The sequence below is a fragment of the Shimia fortis genome, assembly GCF_040225985.1.
Lineage (GTDB): Bacteria > Pseudomonadota > Alphaproteobacteria > Rhodobacterales > Rhodobacteraceae > Shimia.
The window spans coordinates 32,747-57,261 of the sequence record NZ_JBBPEU010000005.1; the positions used below are offsets into that span (position 1 = coordinate 32,747).

Sequence of the window (24,515 nt, forward strand, 5' to 3'; positions counted from 1 at the left end):
ATCATAGGAGACCCCGATGTCGATCACTGTTGAAGAAAAAGCCCGCGTCATGGCGGAATTCGCAACCAAAGAAGGCGACACCGGTTCGCCCGAAGTACAGGTTGCCATCCTGTCGTCTCGCATCGCGACCCTGACCGAACACTTCAAAACCCACAAGAAAGACAACCACGGCCGCCGTGGTCTTTTGAAGATGGTTGCTCAGCGCCGTAAGCTGCTCGACTATCTCAAGGGTAAAGATGAAGCGCGTTATCAGGACCTGATCAAACGCCTCGGCCTGCGTCGCTAAGACTGCGAAAGCTGCACAAGACTTGGGCCGCGACCTGCAAGGGTGGCGGCCTTTTTCTTTGCCCTTGTGGCGGTCTCAGTTCCGTGTGGGGTCGTTTTCTCGGATCACGTCGGCCACGCGCTTGCCGATTTCCCGGCTGGCTTTAAGCGATGGGTGGATCATGTCCACGCCGTGAAAGGACCGGTCCCCATAAGGCACAAGATCCGCCAGCGATACAAAGTATACATCGGGCAGGATCTCGGCCAGCTTGGAAATCCGTGCCTCAAGCGCATCGCCGTCGTCCCGACATGCGTCTATCATCGACCCGACGCCGGGGCTGCGCAAGTAACCGATATATACTACTTTTGACCCGGCCTTGCGTGCGGTGTCGACAAGGCGCGGGATTTCCCCGCGGCGCCCGTCTGGCGAGATCATTTTGCGCATCCGTTTGTCACAGCTTACACATCCGCAGCCCAACCACAGATCATTGCCTCCGCCGTTCATGATGACCCAGTCCCAATCGCCCCTGGTCAACTGATTGCCGATCCTCATCCCGAAGGCGCCGGTCAGGGGCAGCTTGTAAACGATGCGCGCGCCACTCACAGAGTTGTTCAAAACGGGTTCTTCCAGCTCGCGGGCAACATTGTGCGCGATCGAACGGGCGGAGATCCCGTGCCAGGCCATCAGGCTGTCCCCTATGGCGAGAATCCGCGCGTTGCCCTCGGCCTGGGCCGTAGTACCGAAAAGGAGAACGATTGAGAGAAAAAATGCAGAAAATTTCATGATATCCGACGCTGTTACAATGCCGTTGTCTATCCTGCCCTATTTGGTGTTCTCGTGAAGGATGCACAAAGGATATTTTAAGGCAATCTTGTGGCTGGCAATGGGTAGCTCACTTTTGAGTTTTCAAATCCGCCTTTTTCAGCTAAGTGCCGAACATCTGAGACGTGGTGTTCGGACCTTGACACCGTGAAAGAAGATAAAGAGGTCGGCGGCAATGGGGCCGCCATATGCAACGGGAGACCCGGAGGGCCGGGAGTGCTCCCAACTAGGAATACATGATGTTTGATGTAACGACGAAGAGCATGCAGTGGGGCGAAGAAACGCTCACACTGGAAACGGGCAAGGTTGCCCGTCAGGCGGATGGCTCGGTCATCGCCACCCTGGGTGAAACTTCGGTCATGGCGAACGTGACCTTTGCAAAGCAACCCAAACCCGGTCAGGATTTCTTTCCGCTGACCGTCCACTATCAGGAAAAATACTACGCTGCCGGTAAAGTGCCCGGTGGCTTCTTCAAGCGCGAAGCGCGTCCTACCGAGAAAGAAACGCTGACCGCGCGCCTGATCGACCGCCCGATCCGCCCGCTGTTTGTGCCCGGTTTCAAGCACGAAGTTCTGGTCATGTGCACAGTGCTGTCGCACGATCTGGTCAACGACCCGGATATCGTTGCCATGATTGCTGCGTCGGCTGCCCTGACCATTTCAGGCGCGCCTTTTATGGGCCCGATCGCCGGTGCCCGTGTGGGTTACGAAGACGGTGAATACGTTCTGAACCCGACTGTCGACGACATGCAAGACCTGCGCAACAACCCCGACCAGCGTCTGGACCTTGTCGTTGCAGGCACCAAAGACGCCGTGATGATGGTTGAATCGGAAGCGTACGAGCTCAGCGAAGCAGAAATGCTGGGGGCCGTGAAATTCGCACATGAATCGATTCAGCCTGTGATCGACCTGATCATCTCGCTGGCAGAAGACGCCGCGAAAGAGCCGTTCGACTTCCAGGCACCGGATTACGCGGAGCTCTACGAAGCCGTGAAGGCCGCTGGCGAAGAGCAGATGCGCGCCGCATTTGCGATCACCGACAAGCAAGAGCGCACCGCCGCTGTTGCCGCCGCCCGCGAAGCGATCAAAGAAGCCCTCACCGAAGAGCAACTCGAAGACGCCAACCTTGGTTCGGCCCTGAAAAAGCTCGAAGCCGGCATCCTGCGCGGCGACGTGGTGAAGACCGGCACCCGCATCGACGGACGCAAGACCGACGAAGTGCGCGACATCGTGTGCGAAACCGGCCTCCTGCCGCGGACCCACGGTTCGGCCCTGTTCACCCGTGGTGAAACCCAAGGCCTCGTCGTGACCACGCTGGGCACTGGCGACGATGAGCAGATCATCGACGCACTGCACGGCAACTTCCGCTCGAACTTCCTGCTGCACTACAACTTCCCGCCCTACTCGGTTGGTGAAGCTGGTCGCGTGGGCCCTCCGGGCCGTCGTGAAGTGGGTCACGGCAAACTGGCATGGCGCGCCCTTCAGGCCGTTCTGCCCGCCGCAACCGACTTCCCCTACACCATCCGTGTTGTCTCCGAGATCACCGAGTCCAACGGCTCGTCCTCGATGGCATCGGTCTGCGGTGGTTCGCTGTCGATGATGGACGCAGGTGTTCCGCTAAAATCGGCAGTGGCCGGTGTGGCCATGGGGCTCATCTTGGAAGACGATGGATCCTACGCGATCCTGACCGACATCCTGGGTGACGAAGATCACCTTGGCGACATGGACTTCAAAGTGGCAGGTACCGAGAACGGCATCACGTCGCTGCAGATGGATATCAAGGTCGCAGGCATCACGCCCGAGATCATGGAGAAAGCCCTGGCGCAAGCCAAGGACGGCCGGATGCACATTCTGGGCGAGATGAACAAGGCGCTGACCGGTGCCGCGGAATTCTCGATCCATGCGCCGCGTATCGAGACCATGAACATCCCCACCGATAAGATTCGTGAAGTGATCGGCTCGGGTGGTAAGGTGATCCGCGAGATCGTCGAAGTGTCGGGTGCCAAGGTCGACATCAACGACGATGGCGTGATCAAGATTGCCTCGCCCAACGGTGAGGCCATCCAAAAGGCCTATGACATGATCCACGCAATCGTGGCCGAGCCGGAAGTTGGCGAAATCTACAACGGCAAGGTGGTCAAGATTGTTGATTTCGGGGCTTTTGTGAACTTCTTCGGCAAGCGTGACGGCCTTGTGCATGTCTCGCAAATCGAGAACCGCCGCCTGAACCACCCGTCGGACGTTCTGAAAGAAGGTCAGGACGTAAAGGTCAAACTGCTGGGCTTTGATGATCGTGGCAAGGTGCGCCTGTCGATGAAGATCGTTGATCAGGAAACCGGCGAAGAAATCCCGCAGGAACCGCGCGAGAAAAAAGAGAAGTCCAAAGACTGATCTTTTCGCTCATAGAAAATTCGGAAAACCCCGGCTTCGTGCCGGGGTTTTCTTTTTTGGCCATGCGCATGTTGTGTGAGGACATTGTTGGAAATCCCTTGACGAACCTATGGCTGGTCTATACCAAACTCTAAAATTGGTAATAAGATATTACCAATAAACCCACTTGGAGTGATCCATGCGACTGACCGATTGCCATAATTTTCAGGATTTTCGCCGACTTGCGAAGAAACGACTGCCGGGACCAATCTTTCATTACATTGACGGTGCCGCCGATGATGAAATCACTTATCGTCGGAATACGACAGCGTTTGATGATGTCGATCTGGTGCCAAACGTTCTGAACGGCGTTGAAAGCGTCGATATGTCGGTTGAGGTTATGGGGCAAAAGCTCGATATGCCGATCTACTGCGCGCCGACTGCGTTGCAGCGTCTATTCCACCATGAAGGAGAGCGCGCTGTCGCAAAGGCCGCCACCAAATATGGTACGATGTTCGGAGTGTCGTCGTTGGCTACGGTAACGGTCGAAGAGATCGAAAAGCTCGCACCCGGACCGAAAATGTTCCAGTTCTACTTTCACAAGGACCGGGGATTGAACGACGCATTGCTGGAACGTGCGCGTGCCGCGAATTTCAACGTTATGGCGTTGACCGTAGATACAATCACCGGCGGCAACAGAGAACGCGATCTGCGCACAGGATTTACCTCTCCGCCGAAACTGACACCTGCATCGGCGCTCAGTTTTGCAACACACCCGGCCTGGGCTTGGAATTTCTTCACCAAAGAGAAATTCGACATGCCCCATCTGTCCGGGCATGTTTCGGCGGGGACCAACCTTGCCGTGTCGGTCGGCGAATACTTCTCGACGATGCTGGACCAGTCGATGAACTGGAAAGACGCCGAGAAACTTTGTGCGCAGTGGAACGGCCAGTTTGCGCTGAAGGGGATCATGAGCGTTGAGGATGCGAAACGTGCCGTGGATATCGGATGCACCGGCATCATGGTCTCGAATCATGGCGGGCGGCAGCTTGACGGAAGCCGCGCACCGTTCGATCAACTGGCCGAGATTTGTGATGCAGTCGGTGATAAGATCGACGTAATTTGCGAAGGCGGAATCCAACGCGGCACGCATGTGATGAAGGCCCTGTCGGTAGGTGCCAAGGCATGTTCGGGCGGGCGGCTATATCTTTATGCCCTTGCCGCCGCCGGGCAGGCCGGGGTCGAGCGCGCGCTGGGCAACCTGCGGACCGAAATTGAACGCGACATGAAACTGATGGGGGTCACCAGTCTTGACCAACTCAGCCGAAATAATCTGCGCTGGCGTTAAGACTGTCTGAAACAGAAAGGCCCCAATGTGTGATGGGTTGGGGCCTTTTCTTTATGCCATCAGATCGAAAACCTGTCCGCCAATCTGTATATTGATGCTGTCCTGCCCCGCACCGTCAACAAGGGCCCACATGATCTGGCCGGTCGGGCGATAGATCACGAAAGCCTCCTCTACATTATCGTCGCCCGATCGCTCACCTGCTGCGTTCGAGGTGTGGGTGAAATTCACCTGAAACTGATCCCGTGTTGCAGATGCGATGCCAAATTGCAGGACATCGCCCGCTGCAGAGATGTAATCCTGAATCCAGTCCGAACCGTGGTCGAAAATTCCGATATGGTAGAAGCGATCGGCACCTGCACCTCCATTTACCAGATCATGGCCCCAACCACCGTTGACAAAGTCATTCCCGTCGCCACCGAACACCTGATCGCCAAAGGCGCTACCGGTGAGAGTGTCATTCCCGGATCCGCCAATTACGGTGTCCGCCCCAAAGCCGCCTGCGATCACGTCATCGCCGTTGTCACCACGAAGCTCGTCATTGCCGTGTCCGCCGTCGATGGTGTCGTTGCCTTCCCCACCGTATGCAATGTCGCGCAGGTCGTCTTCGGTCGCTCCTCCGCGCAAATCATCGTCGCCATCCCCGCCGATCAGGGTATCGCTGCCATCATTACCAATCAGCGTGTCGTTGCCACCTAACCCCGAAAGGCGGTCATTGTTGTTACCCCCTTCCAGCGTGTTGGCCCCTTCATCGCCGGTCAGGTTCCGCGCGGGGTCTGGCCGCACCGGATCAAGCGAGGTATCTGCGCCATCGAGATTGATTTCGTAAACCTCGTTGGTGACGATGAAGGCGGTGTTGTTATCGGTCCTGATCAAGGATCCGTGCGGTGTGCCTGAGCCAGTTTCGGACCCGATGAAATTGCCGTTCAGATCATATTCATGGATCACGCCATAGTTCCGGAACGGCGATGTAATTTCGAAATCGTGGAAGTTGACCAAGAAACCGGTTTCGGTCGCCGTCAGGACGGGCACTGTCTGGCTGCCTGTCGTGATCGCGTTGATCAGCGTAGGGCCGACAATTTCGGTGCCGGTCGGGCTATAGATACGAAACCAGACCGACCCGTCATCCGTGTCTTCGGGCTGGGTTTCCGCGTCTGTCCATGTGACGACGAAATTCCCGTTGGTCAAAGTTTCAATCTGAACCCCGGCCCGCACTCCGAAATGGTTGGAAGTACCTTCACTGATGGTGATCGCATCTCCGACTGAGGTGCCATCCATGTTGAAGAACCTCAGAAACGCCTCATCCACCGAGCCGGCCCGGTGAGAGGCGTACACAACAGCAAGCCGGTCACCCACAACGGCCAAATCATTAAGCCAACCAACGCCGTGGGCGGCCGCAGTGAGCGTGCCTTGTGATTGACCGATGAGGTTGCCCATCGGGTCCGCAACCATGAAATGGCCTTGATGCGCGACTGCGATATTGCCATTCGGAAGACTCCAGGCGTTGTCCAGCATCGAAACGGTGTTATCGCCAAAGACACCAGTGGTCAGCTCAGTTGCCGGGCCTGTTTCCTGCCCTGTTTCCGCATCCAGTGTGATCATCCAGTTTGTCATGATGGCGGGCAATGGCGCGGCATCGCGGACCTGAAAGTACAGGTTCATGGTGCCATCGCGATTGTCATGTATGTGGTAGACGATCACCTCGCCCAGCCCCACATCGCCAAAATCTGCATATTGGTAAGTGTCAAACACCGGGCCATCGTCGTCAAACGCGCGCACGAAAAGCTGACCGCTGTTGGCTCCCACGATTACAACGTTGTCGTCCACCCGGTAGGTTCTGAAATGGGCGCCATTGGCAAACACACGGTTGCTGTCATCCGTCGCGAAGGACGGTTCAAGAGAAAAAGCCATTGATATCTCCGCTGCATATGCCCTGTGCCGGGGCGCTCTAAAAATGTGTGACAGCGTAAACCCGCAACGTAAGTGCAATCAATAATTTGTTTGCGTCACTTGTTTTCGACGATTCCGACGATTGGGCCCAACCAGAAGCCGGGATCGGCGCGATCCAGTTCAGGTGCGTAAAGCCGCGAGACTTTTCCGTCGAGAAACAGCGCATTAGGCGTGCCGAGGGCGTCGCGAAACAGGCGCCCGAATTCGTGAAACGTGACCTTGTCATTCGAGATTGCAAAGACCACACGTTTGCCATCGGCGGTTGTTCCAACCCCGTTACGGAAATGGCGCGAGGTGCTGTCGACCAGAAATCGAGGGTGTAGTCTGCCGTTTATCACCAGCATCGGGCCTGATTGGGTGGCGTAGCGGCAGTTGGGAGAGGTCGCTTTGAAGGTAAGCGTTTCCACCACATCCACCCTATTGGCCGCAATACAGAGAACCCCGTTGGGCAAAAGGCCGAAGTTGCCATCGCTGGCACCGGTCAAAAGTTTGCCTTCAATGTCCCCGTTTTCGATATACAGGCCGACCGGGCTGCGATCTGCGTGATACATCCCCGCATTCATCGCAAAAACAAGACGCTCTTCAGGTGGAAGGGACGCGTTGACGGTCGAAAATTGCCCGAGGATGCTGCCTTCTTCATTGCGCAGAAACAAGCGTATATCCTCGGAGGCATCAGCCTCGCAAACGGAATACTCACTGCCCTCGTGGACCAGATCGCGACAGTTCACCGCCAATCCCGCCGTCGCTGTCAGCATCAGTGCCGCAGCGCAGATGACGGCGCTCAGTTTCATTCTTCGGTATCAAGGTCCTGACGCACGTGCGACTGATTCAGCATCCGGCGCGTATCATCCATCTGGTCAAAGGTCCGATCCAATTGAAAGCGCAGATCCGGTGTGAATTTCAGGCCGGTCTTCTTGCCAATCGCCCGCCTCAATTCTCCTTTGTTGCGCGCCAAAAGCTTGAGAACCTCTTCCTGACCCTTGCCGCCCAAAGGCAGCACATAGGCCGTGGCGATTTTCAGGTCCGGTGACGTGCGCACTTCGCCCACCGTGATTGAAAGGCGGTTGAGATCGGGGTCATGAATGTCACCGCGCGCCAACACCTCGGACAAGGTGCGGCGGATGAGTTCGCCAACGCGAAGCTGTCGTTGCGAGGGGCCGGGCCCGTCGTGAAATTTGTTCTTTGCCATGCGCCTCACTTATGCCTTTCACAAGTCTTTGCCAAGCACGACCGCATTGGGTAAACCCGTGCCCGAACATCAGATTGTCTGAAAACAGCGTATCGCAGCATCGCGGATAAGGAAATTGCCATGGAAGATCTTCCCGGAATCGTCATCACAGGGGCTTCGGGCCGTATGGGGCAGATGTTGATCAATACCGTGGTGGGCAGCGACAAGGTTAGGCTGGTCGGAGCGATTGAACGCGAGGGTCATCCGTGGGTCGGACAGGATGTGGGCGAAGCCATGGGGGGGCAACCTCTTGGGGTGGTTGTGACGGACGAACCTCTCGAGGCCTTTGCCAAGGCGCAGGCCGTGATTGATTTCACAGCCCCCTCGGCAACGCTGCAGTTTGCCAAGCTCGCAGCACAGGCGCGGGCCGTACATGTCATTGGGACGACCGGCATGACGGATGAGGATATTGCCAAGCTCGAACCGTGCGCGCGCCATGCTGTGATCGTGCGCGCCGGTAACATGTCGCTTGGGGTCAACCTTCTGACCCAACTGACCCGCAAGGTTGCTGCCGCACTGGATGCCGACTTTGACATCGAAGTAATCGAAGCCCACCACCATCACAAGGTTGATGCGCCGTCCGGAACCGCTCTTATGCTGGGCGAGGCCGCCGCCGAAGGGCGTGGCGTGAAGCTCTCGGATGTGGCGGATCGTGCGCGCGATGGCATCACGGGCGCACGCAAACGCGGAGATATCGGGTTTGTGGCCATTCGGGGTGGGGATATCGTCGGCGAACATGACGTGCTTTTTGCCGCGCCGGGCGAGCGCATCACCCTTCGGCATGTCGCAACCGACCGGTCCGTATTTGCGCGGGGCGCGTTGAAGGCGGCCCTGTGGGGACAGGACAAAAAGCCCGGCGAATATGATATGCTCGACGTGCTTGGCCTTTAATTCTTGCGGTTCGCACCGGTGTTCGCCCCGGTCCATCATGCGCCCTTGTCTCGAACCTGTTCGAATGTCGCTTCGGGTCGAGGAAAAAGATAAATCGTGCTAGGATTTGCGCAATGCATGGGCTTTCGGGCCCTGTCCTGTGACTCTGAGCTTGGCGTGATCCGACACGTTTCAAATCGAAAAATGAGACAGGATTGGCACAAAAGCTTGCTGGACCTGCCTTGTTGTGTCTTAATGCGAGAAACAAAAAGCTGAACGACCATTTAAGAAATGGTCAAAACCAGGGAGAACACCATGAAAAACGGATTGATGTTGCGCTTGTCGGCTTTGGCCATGATTGCCTCAGGTGCGGTGCAGGCGGCTGACCTTGGCGCAGTTGACGAACCGATTAAGCTGGCGATCAACGAATGGACCGGCCAGCACGTTACCACCCATGTCGCTGCCGAAATGCTTCGCTCTGCCGGATACGAAGTGGAATTCGTAACGGCGGGTATGCTGAACCAGTTTCAGGCAATCGCAGATGGCGACATCCATGCGACACTGGAAATCTGGTCCTCCAACGTGTCCGATCAATACGCCGTGCTGAAGGGCGAAGGCAAGTTGGAAGAGTTGTCCGATCTTGGGCTGAATGCGCGGGAAGGGATCGCTTATCCGGCGCACGTCGCAGACCTGTGTCCGGGCCTCCCGGCGTGGGAAGCGCTGAAAGATTGCGCGATGAACTTTGCCACGGCCGAAACTCTGCCGATGGGGCGTCTTGTGGACTATCCTGCGGATTGGGGAACCCCCGGTGCAGACCGCATGACCGGTCTTGAGTTGCCGTTCAAGGCCGTTCCGGCGGGGTCCGAAGGGGCGCTGATTGCCGAGCTGCGTGCGTCTACCGAAAAGAAATCACCGCTGCTGATCACCTTTTGGCAACCGCATTGGGCTATGTCCGCCTATGACGTCAAGTTTGTGGATCTGCCGCCGGGTGAAGAGGCGTGCTTCAACGATCCTGCCTGGGGGCCGAACCCGAACGCCATCAACGATTGCGACTTTTCTGCCAGCCGTATCTTCAAGGCAGGTTGGCCGGGCCTGAAAGACAAATGGCCCGCCGCCCACGAAATCCTTGTGAACTACCAGCTTGCGGTCGAAGATCAGCAACCCATGATGGGTGCCGTCGATGTCGACGGCGAGTCGGTTGAAAAGGTGGTTGCCGCCTGGATGTCCGAGAACGAGGGCAAGTGGAAGCCGGTTGTGGACGCGGCGACCAACTAAGCCATGACGTCTGAAAGCATGACCGCTCCGGCGATCTCGGTCGAACGCCTCTGGCAGGTCTTCGGCGACGATTCCGGCAATGCGTTGCGCGATGCGCAAGGTTCCGGAGACCAGAGCGAGATTGCCGAAAGCCTTGTCTCGCGCGGCCTTATTCCGGCCGTGCGGGATGCGAATTTCGAGGTTCAAAAAGGCGAACTTTTCGTCATCATGGGCCTGTCGGGATCAGGAAAGTCTACCCTGATCCGCTGTATTTCCAGATTGATCGAACCGACTGCGGGGGCCGTCAATATCGATGGAGAGGACATCCTCAAAGCCGATGACAAGAGGCTGATCGAATTGCGCCGTCGTAAGTTGGGGATGGTGTTTCAGCACTTTGGCCTGTTCCCGCACATGACAGTGGTCGACAACGTGGCCTTTCCGCTCAAAATGCAGGGCGCAGGGCAAGCTGAGCGTCAGGCCCGCGCGCTGGAAGTCCTTAAGATGGTTGATCTTGAGGGGCGCGAAGATGCCTATCCCCGCCAATTGTCTGGCGGACAACGCCAGCGCGTCGGGATCGCGCGGTCACTGGCTGTCAATCCCGACATCTGGTTCCTTGACGAACCGTTCTCGGCGCTTGATCCTCTGATCCGTCGGCAGTTGCAGGATGAATTTCTCCATATTCAGGCCACTCTCAAGAAGTCGATCGTGTTCATTACGCACGATATCGCCGAGGCTCTGAAACTGGCGGATCGAATTGCCATCATGAAAGACGGAGAAATCGTTCAGATCGGCACGCCGGAAGAGATCGTGCTGAACCCCGTGAATGACTATGTGGCTGAGTTTTCCAAGGATGTTCCCAAGGGGCGTCACGCCTGTGTCGAATCGGTAATGTTGAAATCAGTGCCCGACCACATGCCCGATGATCCGGGCCTGAAAGTCGGCATGACCCTGGATACCGCCTTAGCCAAATGCATGTTGCTCTATGAACCTGTTCCGGTGCGGGATGCAGCGGGCACGGTTGTGGGTGCCGTGAATCCGGGCGATTTGGCGGCCGCTTTGCAGGTTGAAGACACATGAGCCTTGCCGTTGACGCTCCAACAAGGCGCCGCTTGACCCTGACCCGAGGTGCCAAAGCGGCGCTTGTCGTGCTTTTTGTCGGGGTTGTCTGCAGGGTTTTCGGGTCGCAGTTGGAATGGTTGGTGATCTGGCCGGACGCGCTGGTCCTGCCGGTGACCGAATGGGTGGGAACAATTGTCGGTTGGTTTCTGGGTGTGCTGAAACCGATTGCACGGTTCTTGTCATTCCTGCTTGGCTTCCCGATGCAGTGGGCGAGTTTTGTTCTCGGACAAACGCCATGGCCTTTGACGATTGGCGTCGTCGTGGCTTTGGGGTGGTATCTTGGCGGTCTGCGAATGGCTTTGTTGGGTGGCCTCGGCCTTGGGTTCGTGCTGCTTAGCGGATATTGGGCCGAAGGGATGAACACGCTGGCGCTTGTTGCGGTTTCCGTACCCCTTGCCCTTCTGAGCGGCCTCGCGATTGGCATTCTGGCTTATGAAAAACCCCGAGTGAAAGCGGCTGTAAACGTTGTGCTGGACGTGATGCAGACAGTGCCGACATTTGCCTATCTGACTCCCTTGCTTGTTCTGTTCGGGTTCGGGCCAGTGGTCGGTTTGATTGCGTCTGCGATCTATGCTGCCCCGCCCATGGCGCGCAATGTCTTGCTAGGGCTGGAGCGGGTGGAGGCCGAAGTGCGTGAAGCGGCGGTCATGTCGGGCGCGACCCGTCGTCAGCAACTGTTTCTGGTCGAATTGCCCAGTGCCACAACACAGATCATGGTCGGCGTAAACCAGTGTCTGATGGCCGCTTTGTCCATGGTCATTATCGCGGCTGTTATCGGCGGATTTGATGATATCGGCTGGGAAGTGCTTTTGACAATGCGCAAGGCACAGTTTGGGCAAAGCTTCATGGCAGGGCTCGTGGTGGTAATCTTCGCCATTATCATCGACCGGATGTCTGCCAAACTGGCTGAACCCAGAGTGCATCATGCATCTGGCGTAACACGGGGCATACTCGTGGCTGCCGCGGCTGCGGCGATTGCGGTCTGGTTCACGGGCTGGAAGAGTGCCGATTTCCGCGCCTTTGACGGCATCGCCGAAGCGATTGATACGGGTGTCGGGACGTTCACGGCCAACAACGGGGCCGTGCTGGACGGCTTCAAGAATGGTGCGATGTTCTATGGGCTTTTGCCACTTCGAATAGGTCTGTCGGATGCTGTGTTGCCTTTCACCTGGGGCTTCAAGTGGACCGCAACACTTACATGGCTTTGGTACGGTGCCGCTGCGGTTCTTGCCTCGTTGCTGATCTCGAGGGGGCGAGTGACCACAGGCGTGATGCTGGTGATTTTTGCGGGCATGCTGGAAGTTGGCATTGCGCAGTTGGCCTGGCCCTTCGTGCTGATCGGCGCAGGGGCTCTTGGCTATGTTGCTGGAGGCGCCAAACTGGCACGTTTTGCCGTGCTTCTGCTGGCCTCAATCTTGGTCACCGGGCTTTGGGACCGCGCGCTGTTGTCGCTTTATTTGTCAGGCGCATCCGTTTTTGCTTGTGCATTGATCGGGGGCGCGCTTGGGCTTTGGGCGGGTGTCAGCAAAACGGCATGGGCCGTTCTCAGACCGATTTGTGACCTGTTGCAGACCATTCCCCTGTTTGTGTTCCTGATTCCGGTCTTGATGTTTTTCCAGATCGGAGAGTTCTCGGCGTTTCTGGCGATCTGCATGTACGCGATTGTTCCGATGATCCGCTATACGCGCCATGGTTTGATCAATACGCCCGATGACCTGATCGAGGCCGCCCGCGCTTCGGGGGCCGGCAAGTGGCAGGAAATGTTCGAAGTGCGCGCACCCTACGCCGCGCCGACAATCCTGCTGGGCTTGAATCAGACGATTCTTTATGCCTTTGCCATGCTGGTGATCGCGGCCCTCATCGGCACGACGGGGCTGGGTCAATCGATCTACCTCGCGCTTGGGCAGGCAGATGTCGGACTGGGGCTTACTGCCGGGGCGGCAATGGCAATCCTCGCCCTTGTCGCGGACAGGTTGGTGCAGGGTTTTGCAGAAGAGAGGCGCCAAGCCCTCGGGTTGTGACAGGCGTACGGGATGCGGGGTCGCAATCAAAAATCGATTGCGATTCCTTTCTTTTCCCAATCTCCATAGCGGACAGGTTCGGGGCCATCCCGGCCGCCAAGCTCGGTCGGCAACTCTAGGGATTTCTCTTTCTTGCGCCGTTCTTCGGCCTCGGCCAATGCGCGCAACGCAGCGGGCGGCAGGTCGCGTTTTTCTTCCTCGGGCGTATCCGTCATACCGGGGTTCCTTTCAGGTCTGCCCCTTGATATACGCGCCTGTCCCCGCTGGACAAGCCATTGAAGGAGCGACTGATGTCCGAAACCGGAGTGCAGGCCCGCCGCAGTGCGGTATATTTGCTGGATCAGGTTCTGGGTGAAGGCCGCCTCATGTCCGAATTGATCGGGGGCGGCGCGCTGGATCGCCTTGGCCCGGAAGACCGTGCCCGGGCGCAGCGTCTGGCGATGGAAACCTTGCGCGGTCTCGAACGCGCGGATCGCCTGTTGCAGAAACACCTTCAGAAATACCCCCCGCTAACTGTGCGCAATGTGTTGCGCCTTGCGACAGTTGAACTGTGTCAGGGCGGCGCGGCGCATGGCGTGGTGAATGCATCGGTTACGATTGTCTCCAAGAACAAGCGCACACAATCCATGAAGGGGCTGGTGAATGCCGTTCTGCGGAAGGTTGCCGCGACCGGACCCGAGAGCTGGCAAGGCTTGCGTGCTCCAAGGCTGCCGCGCTGGCTGCGCGACCCCTTGGTAATGGCGTATGGGTCCGAGGATGTGGCTGCCATGGAACGCGCGCATTTCGAAGGCGCGCCGCTGGATTTGACGGCGAAGGCTGATCCCGAAAAGCTGGCTGCCGCAGTCGGTGGCAAGGTGTTGCCCACGGGCTCTGTGCGTGTCGAAGCAGGGCAACAGGTGTCGACCCTGCCAGCATATGAGGCTGGGGATTGGTGGGTTCAGGATGCCGCCGCTGCGTTGCCTGTGCAGGTCCTTGCTCCGACCAAAGGCGAAAAGGTCCTTGATCTCTGTGCTGCGCCTGGCGGCAAAACCATGCAGATCGCCGCGCGCGGGGCCGAGGTGACGGCGGTGGATGTCTCGGAAAACCGCATGAAACGCGTGCGGGAAAACCTCAAGCGTACGGGATTGCGCGCAAACCTCGTCGTCGGGGATGTGTTCGAACAATCCGGCACGTGGGACGCCATTTTGCTGGATGCGCCCTGCTCGGCCACGGGAACAATTCGTCGGCACCCGGACCTGCCTCATGCGAAAGATGGCAGTGACTTTGGCGAGTTGATCGCCTTGCAGGCTGGTATGATTGACCATGCGATTTCCCTGCTGAAACCGGGGGGGCGTCTGGTGTTCTGTACCTGCAGCCTGTTGCCCGATGAAGGCGAATGTCAGATCGAGGATGCGCTGGCCCGCCACAAGGGCCTGTCTGTGGACAGGGCAGCGGTGCAATTGCCCGGCGTCGAGTCGGGTTGGATCACCGAAGAAGGTGGGTTGCGGCTGCGACCTGATTACTGGCCTGAAAGCGGCGGCATGGATGGTTTCTACATGGCGTGTCTAACCAAAGGGTGACCGTCTGCCTACGCCCGGTGGGGATCGTGTCAGGTGGATTTTGCAGTCCTCCGAAGGGATTCGGCGGTGACTTTGCATGTCCGACAGGGTACGATGCCGAAAAGCGCCGCAAGAGCGCAGAGGCAGAGGGCTAATGAGTATTTCCGACGGACTTTCCGCGCGGCATACGCGCTTGATGCACCGCTTGCACGCGCGGTGGAGCGCGATGGCACGCCCTGCAACGGCCTTTACCTCGACCCCTGAACCCCGCACGATCGGCAGCTTTGCCAAGGGTAGGCAACTCATCGCAGGTAACTTCCTTTTTGCTGGGACGCTTGTGACGGATTCCGGCGCGTCCATTTGGGATGTGTCCTCGGGAAATGCGGCGTTCGAGGAAGAATTGCAGGGCTTTGCATGGCTCGACGATCTTGCCGCCGTCGGTGACATGCCCGCTCGGGAAAAGGCCCAGCGGTGGGTCTGGCAATGGATTGATGATGATGGGCGCGGGAAAGGTCCGGGGTGGACGCCGGATCTGACAGGGCGTCGCCTGATCCGGTGGATCAATCACGCGCTTTTCCTTTTGCGTGGGCGCGACAGCCGGGCCTCCGAGGACTTTTACCGCTCGCTGGGGCAACAGACCATTTTCCTGTCTCGCAGATGGCAAAAGGCCCTGCCGGGTTTGCCGCGTTTCGAGGCGTTGACCGGGTTAATTTATGCCGGTCTGGCGCTTGAAGGGATGGCACAGCACGTGGCACCGGCGCGTGCCGCCTTGGAAAGAGAATGCAAGATGCAGGTGGATGCACAAGGAGGCATTCCCACACGCAACCCCGAAGAACTTCTTGAAGTCTTCACTTTGCTGACATGGGCGGCCTCGGCCCTGTCTGAATCCGATTTGGAACCTTCGCCCGAGCATGTTGCGGCGATTGAACGAATCGCACCGACACTCAGAACCTTGCGCCACGCCGACGGCGGTCTGGCCCGCTTTCATGGTGGCGGGCGTGGATTGGAAGGGCGCCTTGATCATGCCTTGGCCGAAAGCCAGGTCAAATCGTTCCAGGCTGATGGACTTGCCATGGGCTATGCGCGGTTGTCGGCGGGACGTACCAGCATCGTCGTCGACGCAAGCCCGCCGCCCTCCGGTATTGCGTCATATAATGCCCATGCGTCGACTTTGGCTTTCGAACTGACAAGCGGGCGTCGTCCTCTGATCGTCAATTGCGGGTCCGGTGTGAGTTTTGGTCTTGAATGGCGCCGGGCGGGTCGTGCCACGCCTTCACATTCCACTGTGTCCATCGACGGATTGTCGAGTGCGAGATTGGGGAAATCGCGCGAAACGCGGACGACCGTTCTCGAGCCGCTGGTCAATGCGCCCACGGATGTGCCCATCGAAATCGGGCAGGCACCGGATGGTGTCAGGTTCCAGGGGGGGCATGATGGCTATGTCAGCGCCTTGGGGCTGACCCATGCACGCACGCTGGAACTGACATTTGATGGACGCGGGTTGGTTGGGGAAGACCTGCTGGTGACGTTGGATGACACGGCCAAACGCCAGTTTGACCGGTCTTTGGACAGCAAGAGCCTGCAGGGAATCCCTTATGACATCAGGTTTCACTTGCACCCCGAGGCAGATGCAACGCTCGATATGGGTGGCACGGCGGTGTCGATCGCGCTCAAAAGCGGTGAAATCTGGGTATTTCGACATGACTCGGCGGCTGAATTGCACATCGAACCCAGCCTTTACCTCGAAAAAACGCGAATAAAGCCCCGCGCGACAAAACAGGTCGTTCTATCCGGCGTCGCAATGGAGTATGCGACGCGCATCCGGTGGTCCTTGGCCAAAGCGCAGGATTCTGCAGTGGCCATCCGGGACCTGACCCGAGATGAGCCTGATCTGACAACCTGACCCGTGGAACCCCATACGTTATGACCGACCTTCACCCTGTTCGCCGCGCCCTTCTTTCCGTATCTGACAAGACTGGCCTGATTGACCTGGGCACCGCGCTGGCCGCGCGTGGTGTTGAACTCCTCTCCACTGGCGGCAGCGCCAAGGCACTGCGCGATGCTGGCTTGACGGTCAAGGATGTCTCGGACGTGACCGGTTTTCCCGAGATGATGGACGGACGCGTGAAGACACTGCACCCCAAAGTTCACGGTGGCCTTCTGGCGTTGCGCGACAACCAGGCCCATGCCGCGGCGATGGAAGAGCACGGGATCGGCGAAATCGACCTACTGGTTGTGAACCTCTACCCGTTTGAGGCCACCGTTGCTGCGGGTGCGGATTACGAAACCTGTATCGAGAATATCGATATCGGCGGCCCTGCCATGATCCGTGCTGCTGCGAAGAACCACGGTTTCGTGAACGTGGTGGTGGATGTCGAAGACTATGATGCACTGCTTCAGGAACTGTCGGACAATGACGGCCAAACCACCTATGGTTTCCGTCAGTACCTTGCCCAAAAGGCCTATGCCCGCACTGGCGCCTATGACGCGGCGGTGTCCAACTGGATGGCAGATGCACTGCATCTTGAGGCGCCCAAGCGCCGCGCGGTTGCCGGAGAGTTGAAACAGACGCTGCGCTATGGCGAGAACAGCCATCAGAAGGCGGCCTTTTACACCGATGGTTCGAACCGACCCGGTGTTGCAACGGCAACGCAGCTGCAAGGGAAAGAACTGAGCTACAATAATATCAACGACACCGATGCGGCCTTCGAACTGGTTTCGGAATTCGATCCCGCAGACGGCCCGGCCTGCGCGATTATCAAACACGCCAACCCCTGTGGCGTTGCCGTGGGCGAGACTCTGGTGGAAGCCTACCAGAAGGCCTTTGATTGTGACCGCACCTCTGCGTTTGGCGGCATTGTTGCGCTGAACATGCCGCTGGATGCTGCAACAGCCTCGAAAATCGTCGAGATCTTCACCGAGGTGGTGATCGCACCGGGGGCATCGGACGAAGCCAAAGAGATCTTTGCCGCGAAGAAGAACCTGCGCCTGTTGCTGACGGAAGCGCTGCCCGATCCACGCAAACCGATGATGGCTTACAAGCAAGTGGCCGGTGGCCTTCTAGTTCAAGACAAAGACGTAGGCAGCGTCGATTTGGATGACCTCAAGGTCGTGACCAAGAAAGCGCCCTCTGACGCAGAAATGGCGGACCTGCTGTTCGCGTGGAAAGTGGCTAAGCACGTCAAGTCCAACGCCATTGTATACGTTAAGGGCGGCGCAACCGTCGGAGTCGGTGCGGGTCAGATGAGCCGGCTGGACAGCGCCAACGTTGCTGCGTCCAAAGCCGAGCGCATGGCGGCCGAACTTGGCATGGCGGAAAGCCCCGCCAAAGGCTGTGCGGTGGCTTCGGATGCGTTTTTCCCGTTCCCGGACGGGCTTTTGGAAGCAGCCGCAGCGGGCGGGAAATGCGTGATCCAGCCCGGTGGTTCGATGCGGGACGACGAAGTGATTGCCGCAGCTGACGAGGCGGGGTTGGCGATGGTGTTTACAGGAATGCGCCATTTCCGCCACTAACGTCGCGGCAAATCAATTTCCGGCCCGGAGACTACATCGGGCCGGAACAACAAAGGCGGCACAAAAAATGCGCCGCAATAGCATGAGGCAAAAGGGGGCGCGTATGCGTCTGGTATTTTGGGCAGCTTTCTGGGCATTCCTGACCGATCAGGCCAGCAAGTATTATGTCGTGCACAGTCTTAACCTGATCGAGCGCGGCCATATCAGCGTCGCACCTCCATTTCTGCAATTCCGCATGGCGTGGAATGAAGGCGTGAACTTTGGACTGTTCGCCAGCGGGTCGGACACGGCGCGCTGGATCCTGATCGGGATTGCAGTTGCGATTTGCCTTGTTGTTCTTTTCTGGGTTCGCAAGGATCCGCCGGGACGGGTGGGGTTGTTCGCGGCGGGGCTTTTGATCGGTGGAGCCATTGGCAACATCGTGGATCGCCTTCTTTACGGCGCCGTAGCCGATTTTCTGAACATGTCCTGCTGTGGCATTGACAACCCCTTTGCCTTCAACCTCGCGGACATTTGGATCTTTGCTGGTGCCTTTGGATTGGCGATTTTCGGCGGAAGCAAAAAGGCCGCGTGACGACGCTGCAACAATGTTGTAAAAGCGTCGCCGAGGTAACAGGAGTAGAGCAATGCGCATCAAGCGTATGGTCCTTGTCGGTATGGCCCTGACGCTCGCGGCATGCAGCGGTGACGATGGTTTGCGCCAATTGAGTAAACCCGGTTCGGGACCGGATGAGTTCCGTATTCTGCCTGCCAAGCCTCTTGAACAGCCGACGAACCTCACGGCTTTGCCCGTACCTACGCCGGGTGGTGTGAACCGGACTGACGTCGATCCAATCAGTGACGCAGTTGTGGCGCTGGGCGGATCTCGGAGTGCTGCCACCAGCACCGCGATCTCGAGCAGTGATGCCGCGATGGTGAATTACACCGGTCGCAAAGGGCGTTCTGCTGACATCCGAGCAGCCACTGCGGCCGAAGATGCCGACTTCCGTCGCAAACGCGGACGCTTTGCAAACATAAAACTGGGCAAGCAGGACCGCTATAACGAGGTGTATGAACAGCAGCACCTTGGCCAGTTCAGCGAACAGGACAGATGGCGTCAGGCAGGGGCCCCGACACCCGCTGCGCCCCCTTTAAACCCGTAAACGATTTTGTGACTTCGCAGGGTCTCCCCTTGAAGCGTGCCGTTCGGGACGTAACTATTTTCTATGGCTGAATCTCGGAGGGCACATCTGATGCCGCGTATTCTCATCGCTATTGCTTTTGCGTTCATGGCGTCTTTACCAGCGCAGGCAAGGGACATCGTGACAACTTTCCAACTGGAAAATGGAATGGACGTTGTCGTCATCGAAGATCACCGCGCCCCGGTTGTCATGCACATGGTGTGGTATCGTTCGGGTTCTGCGGATGAAACCCCCGGTGTGTCAGGCGTGGCCCATTTCCTTGAACATCTGTTGTTCAAAGGCACAGAAAATATGGAGCCGGGAGAGTTTTCGGCGACTGTTGCCGCCAATGGCGGGCGGGACAACGCTTTCACCAGCTATGACTACACAGCCTATTTCCAGCGGGTTGCCTCGGATCGTCTGGAATTGATGATGCAGATGGAAAGCGACCGGATGGTCAACCTGCGCCTTGATCAAGAGGATATCCTGACCGAGCGGGACGTGATCATTGAGGAACGTAACCAACGCGTCGAAAACAGCCCCGGAGCATTGTTCCGCGAACAGTTGAACGCCGCGCAGTATCTGAACCACAGGTATGGTGTGCCTATCATCGGGTGGCGCCATGAGATGGAGACCCTGTCGCTTGAAGACGCGCTTGCCTATTATAAACAGTTCTATGCGCCAAATAACGCTATCCTGATCGTTGCGGGCGATGTCAAACCGGACAATGTTCTAGAGTTGGCCAAGAAGTACTATGGCGTGTTGCCTGCCAACCCCGATCTCGAACCCCGCGTCCGCCCCAGCGAGCCGCCGCAAACATCGGCGCGGCGTATGGTGTTCAATGATGCGCGCGTGTCGCAGCCTTATGTGACGCGGTCGTATCTGGCCAAAGAACGTGATCCGGGGGATCAGGAAACTGCGGCCGCCCTGACCATGCTGGCCGAGCTTCTTGGCGGCGGGTCCACGTCGCTGTTGGCTGACAGGTTGCAATTCGAAGAAAAGCTCGCCGTTTACACGGGTGCGTTCTACAGCGGCACGTCACTTGATCGGACGACATTTGATCTCACGATTGTGCCCGCCCAAGGCGTGAGCCTTCAAGAAGCCGAAGATGCCATGGATGCCGTGATCGCAGAGTTCATGCGTGATGGCGTCGACGAAGAGCATCTCGACCGGATCAAGATGCAGATTGGGGCGTCCGAAATCTATGCCCGAGACAATGTAGGATCTCTGGCCAATCGTTATGGCCGCGCCTTGACGTCGGGGCTGACAGTTGAAGATGTGCAAGCCTGGCCTGAGGTGCTGCAGGCGGTAACACCAGAAGACATCATGGAAGCTGCACGCGAAGTTTTTGATGACCGGCGGTCGGTCACGGGCTGGTTGCAGGCAACCCATCAGACGGAGATGACCCAATGATCCGGATTCTGACAGTTCTTTTTCTGTTTCTGGTGGCCTTGCCGGCCAGAGCCGGTGTGGCGATTGAAGAGTTTACTTCGCCCGGCGGTATCCATGTCTGGCTGGTTGAAGAACCCTCTATTCCTTTCATTGCCCTTGAACTGCGGTTCCAGGGCGGGGCATCGCTGGATGCGCCCGGCAAACGTGGGGCCGTCAACCTGATGGTAGGGCTGCTCGAGGAAGGGTCAGGCGATCTGGACGCGCGGGAGTTTGCGAAAGCTACCGAGAACCTCGCGGCACAATTCGGCTATGATGTGTCGGACGATGTTGTCTCTGTCTCGGCGCGCTTCCTGAGCGAGAACCGCGATCAGGCGGTTGACCTTTTGCGCAAGTCGCTTGTCGAACCTGCCTTTACGGACAAGGCGATCGAACGTGTACGGGGGCAGGTCATGTCCGTGATCCGGTCGAACGAAACGGACCCAGACAAGATCGCAGGCCGGACGTTCAAGAAAATGGCGTTCGGGGATCATCCCTATGGGTCACCCCTTATTGGGACGCCGGACAGCGTTGCGGCCCTGACACGCGAAGATATCGTGGCCGCGCACAAGGCGACCATGGCGAAGGACCGCATGTTTGTGTCTGTCGTGGGCGATATCACGGCCGAAGATCTTGGGCCGATGCTGGACGGTTTGCTGGGTGATCTTCCGGACACTGGGGCGCCGATACCGCCGAAGGTCACACCTGTTCTGGGGGGCGGCACCGAAGTCGTGGACTTTGATACGCCGCAATCCGTGGCTGTCTTTGGCCAGCCGGGCATGGATCGCGACGACGATGATTTTTTTGCCGCTTACCTGTTGAACACGATCCTTGGAGGCGGGGGGTTTGAAAGTCGCCTGATGGAAGAGGTGCGCGAAAAGCGGGGGCTTACCTACGGAGTGTACTCCTACCTTGTGCCCAAGGATCTTGCGGCACTGTACATGGGCAGCGTGGCGTCGGCGAATGATCGGATTGGCGAAGCCGTGCGCGTCATCAAGGAAGAATGGGCGCGTATGGCCGAGTCGGGCGTCACACCGGAAGAACTGGAAAAGGCCAAGGCTTTGCTGACCGGCGCCTATCCGCTGCGATTCGACGGGAATGGGGCGATTGCGCAGATCATGGTCGGGATGCAGGTGCAGGGCCTGCCCATCGATTATATCGACACGCGCAACGACAAGGTGAATGCCGTCACGCTTGAGGAAATCAACCGCGTCGCGCGCGAGTTGCTGCGGCCGGATGCGCTCACCTTCGTCATCGTGGGTAAACCCAGAGGGGTGTGAGACGCCACCAAGCCTGCCGCGGATTTGCTGTAGCCCCGGTCTTGTCTTTCACAAAGCGGGCTGATTTACATTTTCCCTGTCAACGAGGGGAACATGTCATGACTCATCTTTGGGTGCGGGCCGAACAGCGGCCAAATGAAGAGCGCGTCGGCCTTACGCCAGAAGGGGCCAAGGCGCTTCTGGACAAGGGGATTCGCGTCACGGTCGAAGAAAGCTCAGTCAGGGCCATTCCTATTGACGGGTATCGCGCTGCGGGGTGCGAAATCGCCGTCGAGAACAGTTGGCCTGATGCGCCAGCAGATGCGATCATCTTCGGGTTGAAAGAACTGCCCGAGGACGGCACTCCCTTACCGCATCGTCACATCATGTTCGGTCATGCCTTCAAAGGGCAACATTCCGGTGTGGCTTTGCTCAAACGGTTCAAAGCTGGCGGAGGCACGCTCTTCGATCTGGAGTATCTGGTCGATGAAACCGGACGGCGGGTTGCGGCCTTTGGGTACTGGGCAGGATATGCAGGGGCGGCGGTAACGCTCAAGACATGGGTAGCGCAACAATCCGGCGGTCTGTGTGCCCCCGTCGGGGTGTACCAGAGCAAGGACGATCTTCTGGATGATTTGGGGGCGGATCTGGATTCGTTACAGACGCAAATGCCAGATGCGATCGTGATTGGTGCTTTGGGACGGGTAGGAACCGGGGCTTCAGACCTTTTGGAAACCCTTGGCGTCAGTGTCACCAAATGGGACATTGCAGAAACCGCAAGCGGCGGGCCTTTCCCGGAAATCTTGCAGCATGATATCTTCATGAACTGTATTTTCGCACGCCCGGGTACGCCGGTCTTTGTTCCGGTATCGGCCAAAACTGCAGACAGAAAACTGACCGCCATCGGCGATGTGGCTTGTGATCCTGACAGCGATTACAATCCTGTGCCGGTGTACGACACCGCGACTACGTGGGACTCACCTGCGGTGCGGGTACATGACGCGCCGGTGCTGGATGTCATGGCGATCGACAACCTGCCTTCGCTGCTGCCTGTCGAGTCGTCGCAGGACTATGCAGAGCAACTGTTGCCGACATTGATGACCCTTGACGATTTGGGCGCGGGTGTCTGGAAGCGAGCAGAAGCGGACTTCATTCAACACAGCAAAGACCTTTGAGGAGGCGAACATGACTATTCACTGGTGTGGCACAGGCCTTTCCGCCATTCCCGGACTGCGCCGCCTGATCGAAGCGGGTCACGAGGTCACGGTCTGGAACCGGACCGTTGAAAAGGCCCAAGATGCGATTGGCGACCTTACAGACAAAATCAAAGCCTTCGAATTGGACGCTTTGGGTGCCGAGTTGTCTGCGGGCGATATTGTCGTTTCAATGCTGCCGGGGGATTGGCACGTGCCTTTGGCCGAGCTCTGCATAGAAAAGGGCGCCCATTTCGTGTCTTCGTCCTATATCGCGCCGGAAATGCGCGCGCTTGACGACAAGGCGCGCCGGGCCGGTGTTGTTCTGGTCAACGAAGTTGGTCTGGACCCAGGGATCGACCACCTTATGGCGCACCGCCTTGTCGCGGACTACAGGGCATCTGATGCCTATGACGTGGCGAATACGCTCTCGTTCATTTCCTATTGCGGCGGTATCCCCAAGACCCCCAATCCTTTCCGGTACAAGTTCAGCTGGTCGCCTCTTGGTGTGCTCAAGGCGTTGCGGTCCCCTTCGCGGTCGATCCGAGATCATGCCCCACTGGATGTGGCGCGTCCATGGGATGCGATCTCGCGCTATATCGCGCCGCTACCCTCGCCCGAGAGCTTTGAGGTGTATCCCAACCGGGATTCGATCCCGTTCATGGAGGACTACAAGTTCGATCCGAACTGGACCGTGAAAGAATTCGTGCGCGGGACACTGCGCCTGAATGGCTGGGCCGAAGCATGGGATGACGTGTTCAAAGAGATCGAAACTCTGACTGGCCCCGAAGGGGATGCGCGCCTGAAGGAAATGTCTGACACGTTCTGGGACGAGAACGCCTATGATGAAGGCGAACCGGATCGCGTTGTTCTGTGTGTGGGGCTCAAGGCCGAGAAAGAGGGTGTTGAGGTCTGGCACAAAACCTACGTAATGGACGCTTGGGGGGACGAGCGGGGCACCGCCATGGCCCGGCTGGTTTCCGTCCCGGTTTCCCTTGCGGTCGAGTCGGTTTTGAATCGCGAGATCGCCGCAGGTGTCCACGCGGCCCCAAGCGACCCCAAGCTGTTTACCCGCTGGCTGGACGAAATAGATCGGTTGGCCCAACACTTGGAAATCGTAGATCACCTGTCCTGACAAACATAAAAGGCCACGCTTTGTGCGTGGCCTTTTCAATTCAAGT

21 protein-coding genes are annotated in these 24,515 nt (G+C 58.0%); 16 read left to right on the plus strand and 5 right to left on the minus strand.

What is annotated here, in order from left to right; genetic code table 11:
• Window positions 1-16 precede the first annotated feature (16 nt).
• Window positions 17-286: a 30S ribosomal protein S15 gene (rpsO, locus tag WNE31_RS09445; RefSeq protein ID WP_349979495.1), complete on the plus strand. Its 270-nt coding sequence runs from the start codon at window positions 17-19 to the stop codon at window positions 284-286.
• 75 nt (window positions 287-361) lie between these two features.
• Here the strand turns inward: rpsO and WNE31_RS09450 are convergent, their stop codons facing one another.
• On the minus strand, window positions 362-1,048 hold the full coding sequence (locus WNE31_RS09450; RefSeq protein WP_349979496.1) for an SGNH/GDSL hydrolase family protein: 687 nt from the start codon (window positions 1,046-1,048) through the stop codon (window positions 362-364).
• A gap of 278 nt (window positions 1,049-1,326) precedes the next feature.
• On the opposite strand from WNE31_RS09450, the gene pnp reads away from it, so the two are divergent.
• Together pnp and WNE31_RS09460 are read left to right on the plus strand one after the other, a co-directional pair.
• Window positions 1,327-3,477, plus strand: coding sequence for a polyribonucleotide nucleotidyltransferase (pnp, locus tag WNE31_RS09455; RefSeq protein WP_349979497.1), 2,151 nt, complete (start codon window positions 1,327-1,329; stop codon window positions 3,475-3,477).
• A 178-nt stretch (window positions 3,478-3,655) separates the two neighbouring features.
• On the plus strand, window positions 3,656-4,804 hold the full coding sequence (locus WNE31_RS09460; protein WP_349979498.1) for an alpha-hydroxy acid oxidase: 1,149 nt from the start codon (window positions 3,656-3,658) through the stop codon (window positions 4,802-4,804).
• A gap of 51 nt (window positions 4,805-4,855) precedes the next feature.
• Here WNE31_RS09460 and WNE31_RS09465 read toward each other — a convergent pair whose 3' ends face one another.
• The 3 genes from WNE31_RS09465 to rbfA form a co-directional block, all read right to left on the minus strand.
• Window positions 4,856-6,712 carry a calcium-binding protein gene (locus WNE31_RS09465; protein WP_349979499.1) on the minus strand — a complete coding sequence of 619 codons (1,857 nt, stop codon included), beginning with the start codon at window positions 6,710-6,712 and terminating at the stop codon, window positions 4,856-4,858.
• A 95-nt stretch (window positions 6,713-6,807) separates the two neighbouring features.
• The gene (locus WNE31_RS09470) at window positions 6,808-7,542 is read right to left on the minus strand and encodes a phosphodiester glycosidase family protein (RefSeq protein ID WP_349979500.1); all 735 of its coding nucleotides are present in this window, start codon (window positions 7,540-7,542) and stop codon (window positions 6,808-6,810) included.
• Entirely contained in the window at window positions 7,539-7,940 is a 402-nt protein-coding gene (gene rbfA / locus WNE31_RS09475) for a 30S ribosome-binding factor RbfA (RefSeq protein ID WP_349979501.1), read from the minus strand. The genes WNE31_RS09470 and rbfA overlap by 4 nt, the downstream gene beginning before the upstream one ends.
• A gap of 120 nt (window positions 7,941-8,060) precedes the next feature.
• Between rbfA and dapB the strand changes: the two genes are divergently transcribed.
• The 4 genes from dapB (at window position 8,061) to WNE31_RS09495 (ending at window position 13,243) form a co-directional block, all read left to right on the plus strand.
• Window positions 8,061-8,870 (plus strand): 4-hydroxy-tetrahydrodipicolinate reductase, encoded by an 810-nt coding sequence (dapB, locus tag WNE31_RS09480; RefSeq protein ID WP_349979502.1) that lies wholly within the window; start codon window positions 8,061-8,063, stop codon window positions 8,868-8,870.
• 294 nt (window positions 8,871-9,164) lie between these two features.
• A complete protein-coding gene (locus tag WNE31_RS09485) occupies window positions 9,165-10,124 on the plus strand; it encodes an ABC transporter substrate-binding protein (protein ID WP_349979503.1) in 960 nt (319 codons plus the stop codon).
• Between the two features lie 3 nt (window positions 10,125-10,127).
• Entirely contained in the window at window positions 10,128-11,180 is a 1,053-nt protein-coding gene (locus tag WNE31_RS09490; protein WP_349979504.1) for a quaternary amine ABC transporter ATP-binding protein, read from the plus strand.
• On the plus strand, window positions 11,177-13,243 hold the full coding sequence (locus WNE31_RS09495) for an ABC transporter permease (protein WP_349979505.1): 2,067 nt from the start codon (window positions 11,177-11,179) through the stop codon (window positions 13,241-13,243). Before WNE31_RS09490 ends, WNE31_RS09495 begins: the two co-directional genes overlap by 4 nt.
• Before the next feature lie 26 nt (window positions 13,244-13,269).
• On the opposite strand, the gene WNE31_RS09500 is transcribed toward WNE31_RS09495, so the two are convergent.
• A complete protein-coding gene (locus WNE31_RS09500; protein ID WP_349979506.1) occupies window positions 13,270-13,458 on the minus strand; it encodes a DUF1674 domain-containing protein in 189 nt (62 codons plus the stop codon).
• A 75-nt stretch (window positions 13,459-13,533) separates the two neighbouring features.
• Here WNE31_RS09500 and WNE31_RS09505 point away from each other — a divergent pair, with 75 nt between their 5' ends.
• The 9 genes from WNE31_RS09505 (at window position 13,534) to WNE31_RS09545 (ending at window position 24,469) form a co-directional block, all read left to right on the plus strand.
• Window positions 13,534-14,802 carry an RsmB/NOP family class I SAM-dependent RNA methyltransferase gene (locus WNE31_RS09505; RefSeq protein ID WP_349979507.1) on the plus strand — a complete coding sequence of 423 codons (1,269 nt, stop codon included), beginning with the start codon at window positions 13,534-13,536 and terminating at the stop codon, window positions 14,800-14,802.
• A 133-nt stretch (window positions 14,803-14,935) separates the two neighbouring features.
• Complete coding sequence (locus tag WNE31_RS09510) at window positions 14,936-16,684, plus strand: heparinase II/III family protein (protein WP_349979508.1); 1,749 nt, start codon at window positions 14,936-14,938, stop codon at window positions 16,682-16,684.
• Window positions 16,685-16,704: 20 nt separating this feature from the next.
• Window positions 16,705-18,294 carry a bifunctional phosphoribosylaminoimidazolecarboxamide formyltransferase/IMP cyclohydrolase gene (gene purH / locus WNE31_RS09515; protein WP_349979509.1) on the plus strand — a complete coding sequence of 530 codons (1,590 nt, stop codon included), beginning with the start codon at window positions 16,705-16,707 and terminating at the stop codon, window positions 18,292-18,294.
• 103 nt (window positions 18,295-18,397) lie between these two features.
• Window positions 18,398-18,868 carry a signal peptidase II gene (gene lspA, locus WNE31_RS09520; RefSeq protein ID WP_349979510.1) on the plus strand — a complete coding sequence of 157 codons (471 nt, stop codon included), beginning with the start codon at window positions 18,398-18,400 and terminating at the stop codon, window positions 18,866-18,868.
• A gap of 52 nt (window positions 18,869-18,920) precedes the next feature.
• Entirely contained in the window at window positions 18,921-19,436 is a 516-nt protein-coding gene (locus WNE31_RS09525; protein ID WP_349979512.1) for a DUF3035 domain-containing protein, read from the plus strand.
• Window positions 19,437-19,526: 90 nt separating this feature from the next.
• Entirely contained in the window at window positions 19,527-20,867 is a 1,341-nt protein-coding gene (locus tag WNE31_RS09530; RefSeq protein WP_349979513.1) for a M16 family metallopeptidase, read from the plus strand.
• Complete coding sequence (locus tag WNE31_RS09535; RefSeq protein WP_349979514.1) at window positions 20,864-22,162, plus strand: M16 family metallopeptidase; 1,299 nt, start codon at window positions 20,864-20,866, stop codon at window positions 22,160-22,162. The genes WNE31_RS09530 and WNE31_RS09535 overlap by 4 nt, the downstream gene beginning before the upstream one ends.
• Before the next feature lie 98 nt (window positions 22,163-22,260).
• On the plus strand, window positions 22,261-23,316 hold the full coding sequence (locus WNE31_RS09540; RefSeq protein ID WP_349979515.1) for a saccharopine dehydrogenase: 1,056 nt from the start codon (window positions 22,261-22,263) through the stop codon (window positions 23,314-23,316).
• Between the two features lie 10 nt (window positions 23,317-23,326).
• Complete coding sequence (locus WNE31_RS09545) at window positions 23,327-24,469, plus strand: saccharopine dehydrogenase family protein (protein ID WP_349979516.1); 1,143 nt, start codon at window positions 23,327-23,329, stop codon at window positions 24,467-24,469.
• Window positions 24,470-24,515: the final 46 nt, after the last annotated feature.

Excerpts from the sequence above, each read along its gene's own strand:
- purH (WP_349979509.1), top strand. The coding sequence starts at position 16,705 with ATGACCGACCTTCACCCTGTTCGCCGCGCCCTTCTTTCCGTATCTGAC.
- WNE31_RS09545 (WP_349979516.1), top strand. The coding sequence starts at position 23,327 with ATGACTATTCACTGGTGTGGCACAGGCCTTTCCGCCATTCCCGGACTG.
- WNE31_RS09535 (WP_349979514.1), top strand. The coding sequence starts at position 20,864 with ATGATCCGGATTCTGACAGTTCTTTTTCTGTTTCTGGTGGCCTTGCCG.
- dapB (WP_349979502.1), top strand. The coding sequence starts at position 8,061 with ATGGAAGATCTTCCCGGAATCGTCATCACAGGGGCTTCGGGCCGTATG.
- lspA (WP_349979510.1), top strand. The coding sequence starts at position 18,398 with ATGCGTCTGGTATTTTGGGCAGCTTTCTGGGCATTCCTGACCGATCAG.
- WNE31_RS09485 (WP_349979503.1), top strand. The coding sequence starts at position 9,165 with ATGAAAAACGGATTGATGTTGCGCTTGTCGGCTTTGGCCATGATTGCC.
- WNE31_RS09540 (WP_349979515.1), top strand. The coding sequence starts at position 22,261 with ATGACTCATCTTTGGGTGCGGGCCGAACAGCGGCCAAATGAAGAGCGC.
- rpsO (WP_349979495.1), top strand. The coding sequence starts at position 17 with ATGTCGATCACTGTTGAAGAAAAAGCCCGCGTCATGGCGGAATTCGCA.
- WNE31_RS09490 (WP_349979504.1), top strand. The coding sequence starts at position 10,128 with ATGACGTCTGAAAGCATGACCGCTCCGGCGATCTCGGTCGAACGCCTC.
- WNE31_RS09465 (WP_349979499.1), bottom strand. The coding sequence starts at position 6,712 with ATGGCTTTTTCTCTTGAACCGTCCTTCGCGACGGATGACAGCAACCGT.
- rbfA (WP_349979501.1), bottom strand. The coding sequence starts at position 7,940 with ATGGCAAAGAACAAATTTCACGACGGGCCCGGCCCCTCGCAACGACAG.
- WNE31_RS09505 (WP_349979507.1), top strand. The coding sequence starts at position 13,534 with ATGTCCGAAACCGGAGTGCAGGCCCGCCGCAGTGCGGTATATTTGCTG.
- WNE31_RS09525 (WP_349979512.1), top strand. The coding sequence starts at position 18,921 with ATGCGCATCAAGCGTATGGTCCTTGTCGGTATGGCCCTGACGCTCGCG.
- WNE31_RS09495 (WP_349979505.1), top strand. The coding sequence starts at position 11,177 with ATGAGCCTTGCCGTTGACGCTCCAACAAGGCGCCGCTTGACCCTGACC.
- pnp (WP_349979497.1), top strand. The coding sequence starts at position 1,327 with ATGTTTGATGTAACGACGAAGAGCATGCAGTGGGGCGAAGAAACGCTC.
- WNE31_RS09470 (WP_349979500.1), bottom strand. The coding sequence starts at position 7,542 with ATGAAACTGAGCGCCGTCATCTGCGCTGCGGCACTGATGCTGACAGCG.
- WNE31_RS09500 (WP_349979506.1), bottom strand. The coding sequence starts at position 13,458 with ATGACGGATACGCCCGAGGAAGAAAAACGCGACCTGCCGCCCGCTGCG.
- WNE31_RS09450 (WP_349979496.1), bottom strand. The coding sequence starts at position 1,048 with ATGAAATTTTCTGCATTTTTTCTCTCAATCGTTCTCCTTTTCGGTACT.
- WNE31_RS09510 (WP_349979508.1), top strand. The coding sequence starts at position 14,936 with ATGAGTATTTCCGACGGACTTTCCGCGCGGCATACGCGCTTGATGCAC.
- WNE31_RS09460 (WP_349979498.1), top strand. The coding sequence starts at position 3,656 with ATGCGACTGACCGATTGCCATAATTTTCAGGATTTTCGCCGACTTGCG.
- WNE31_RS09530 (WP_349979513.1), top strand. The coding sequence starts at position 19,527 with ATGCCGCGTATTCTCATCGCTATTGCTTTTGCGTTCATGGCGTCTTTA.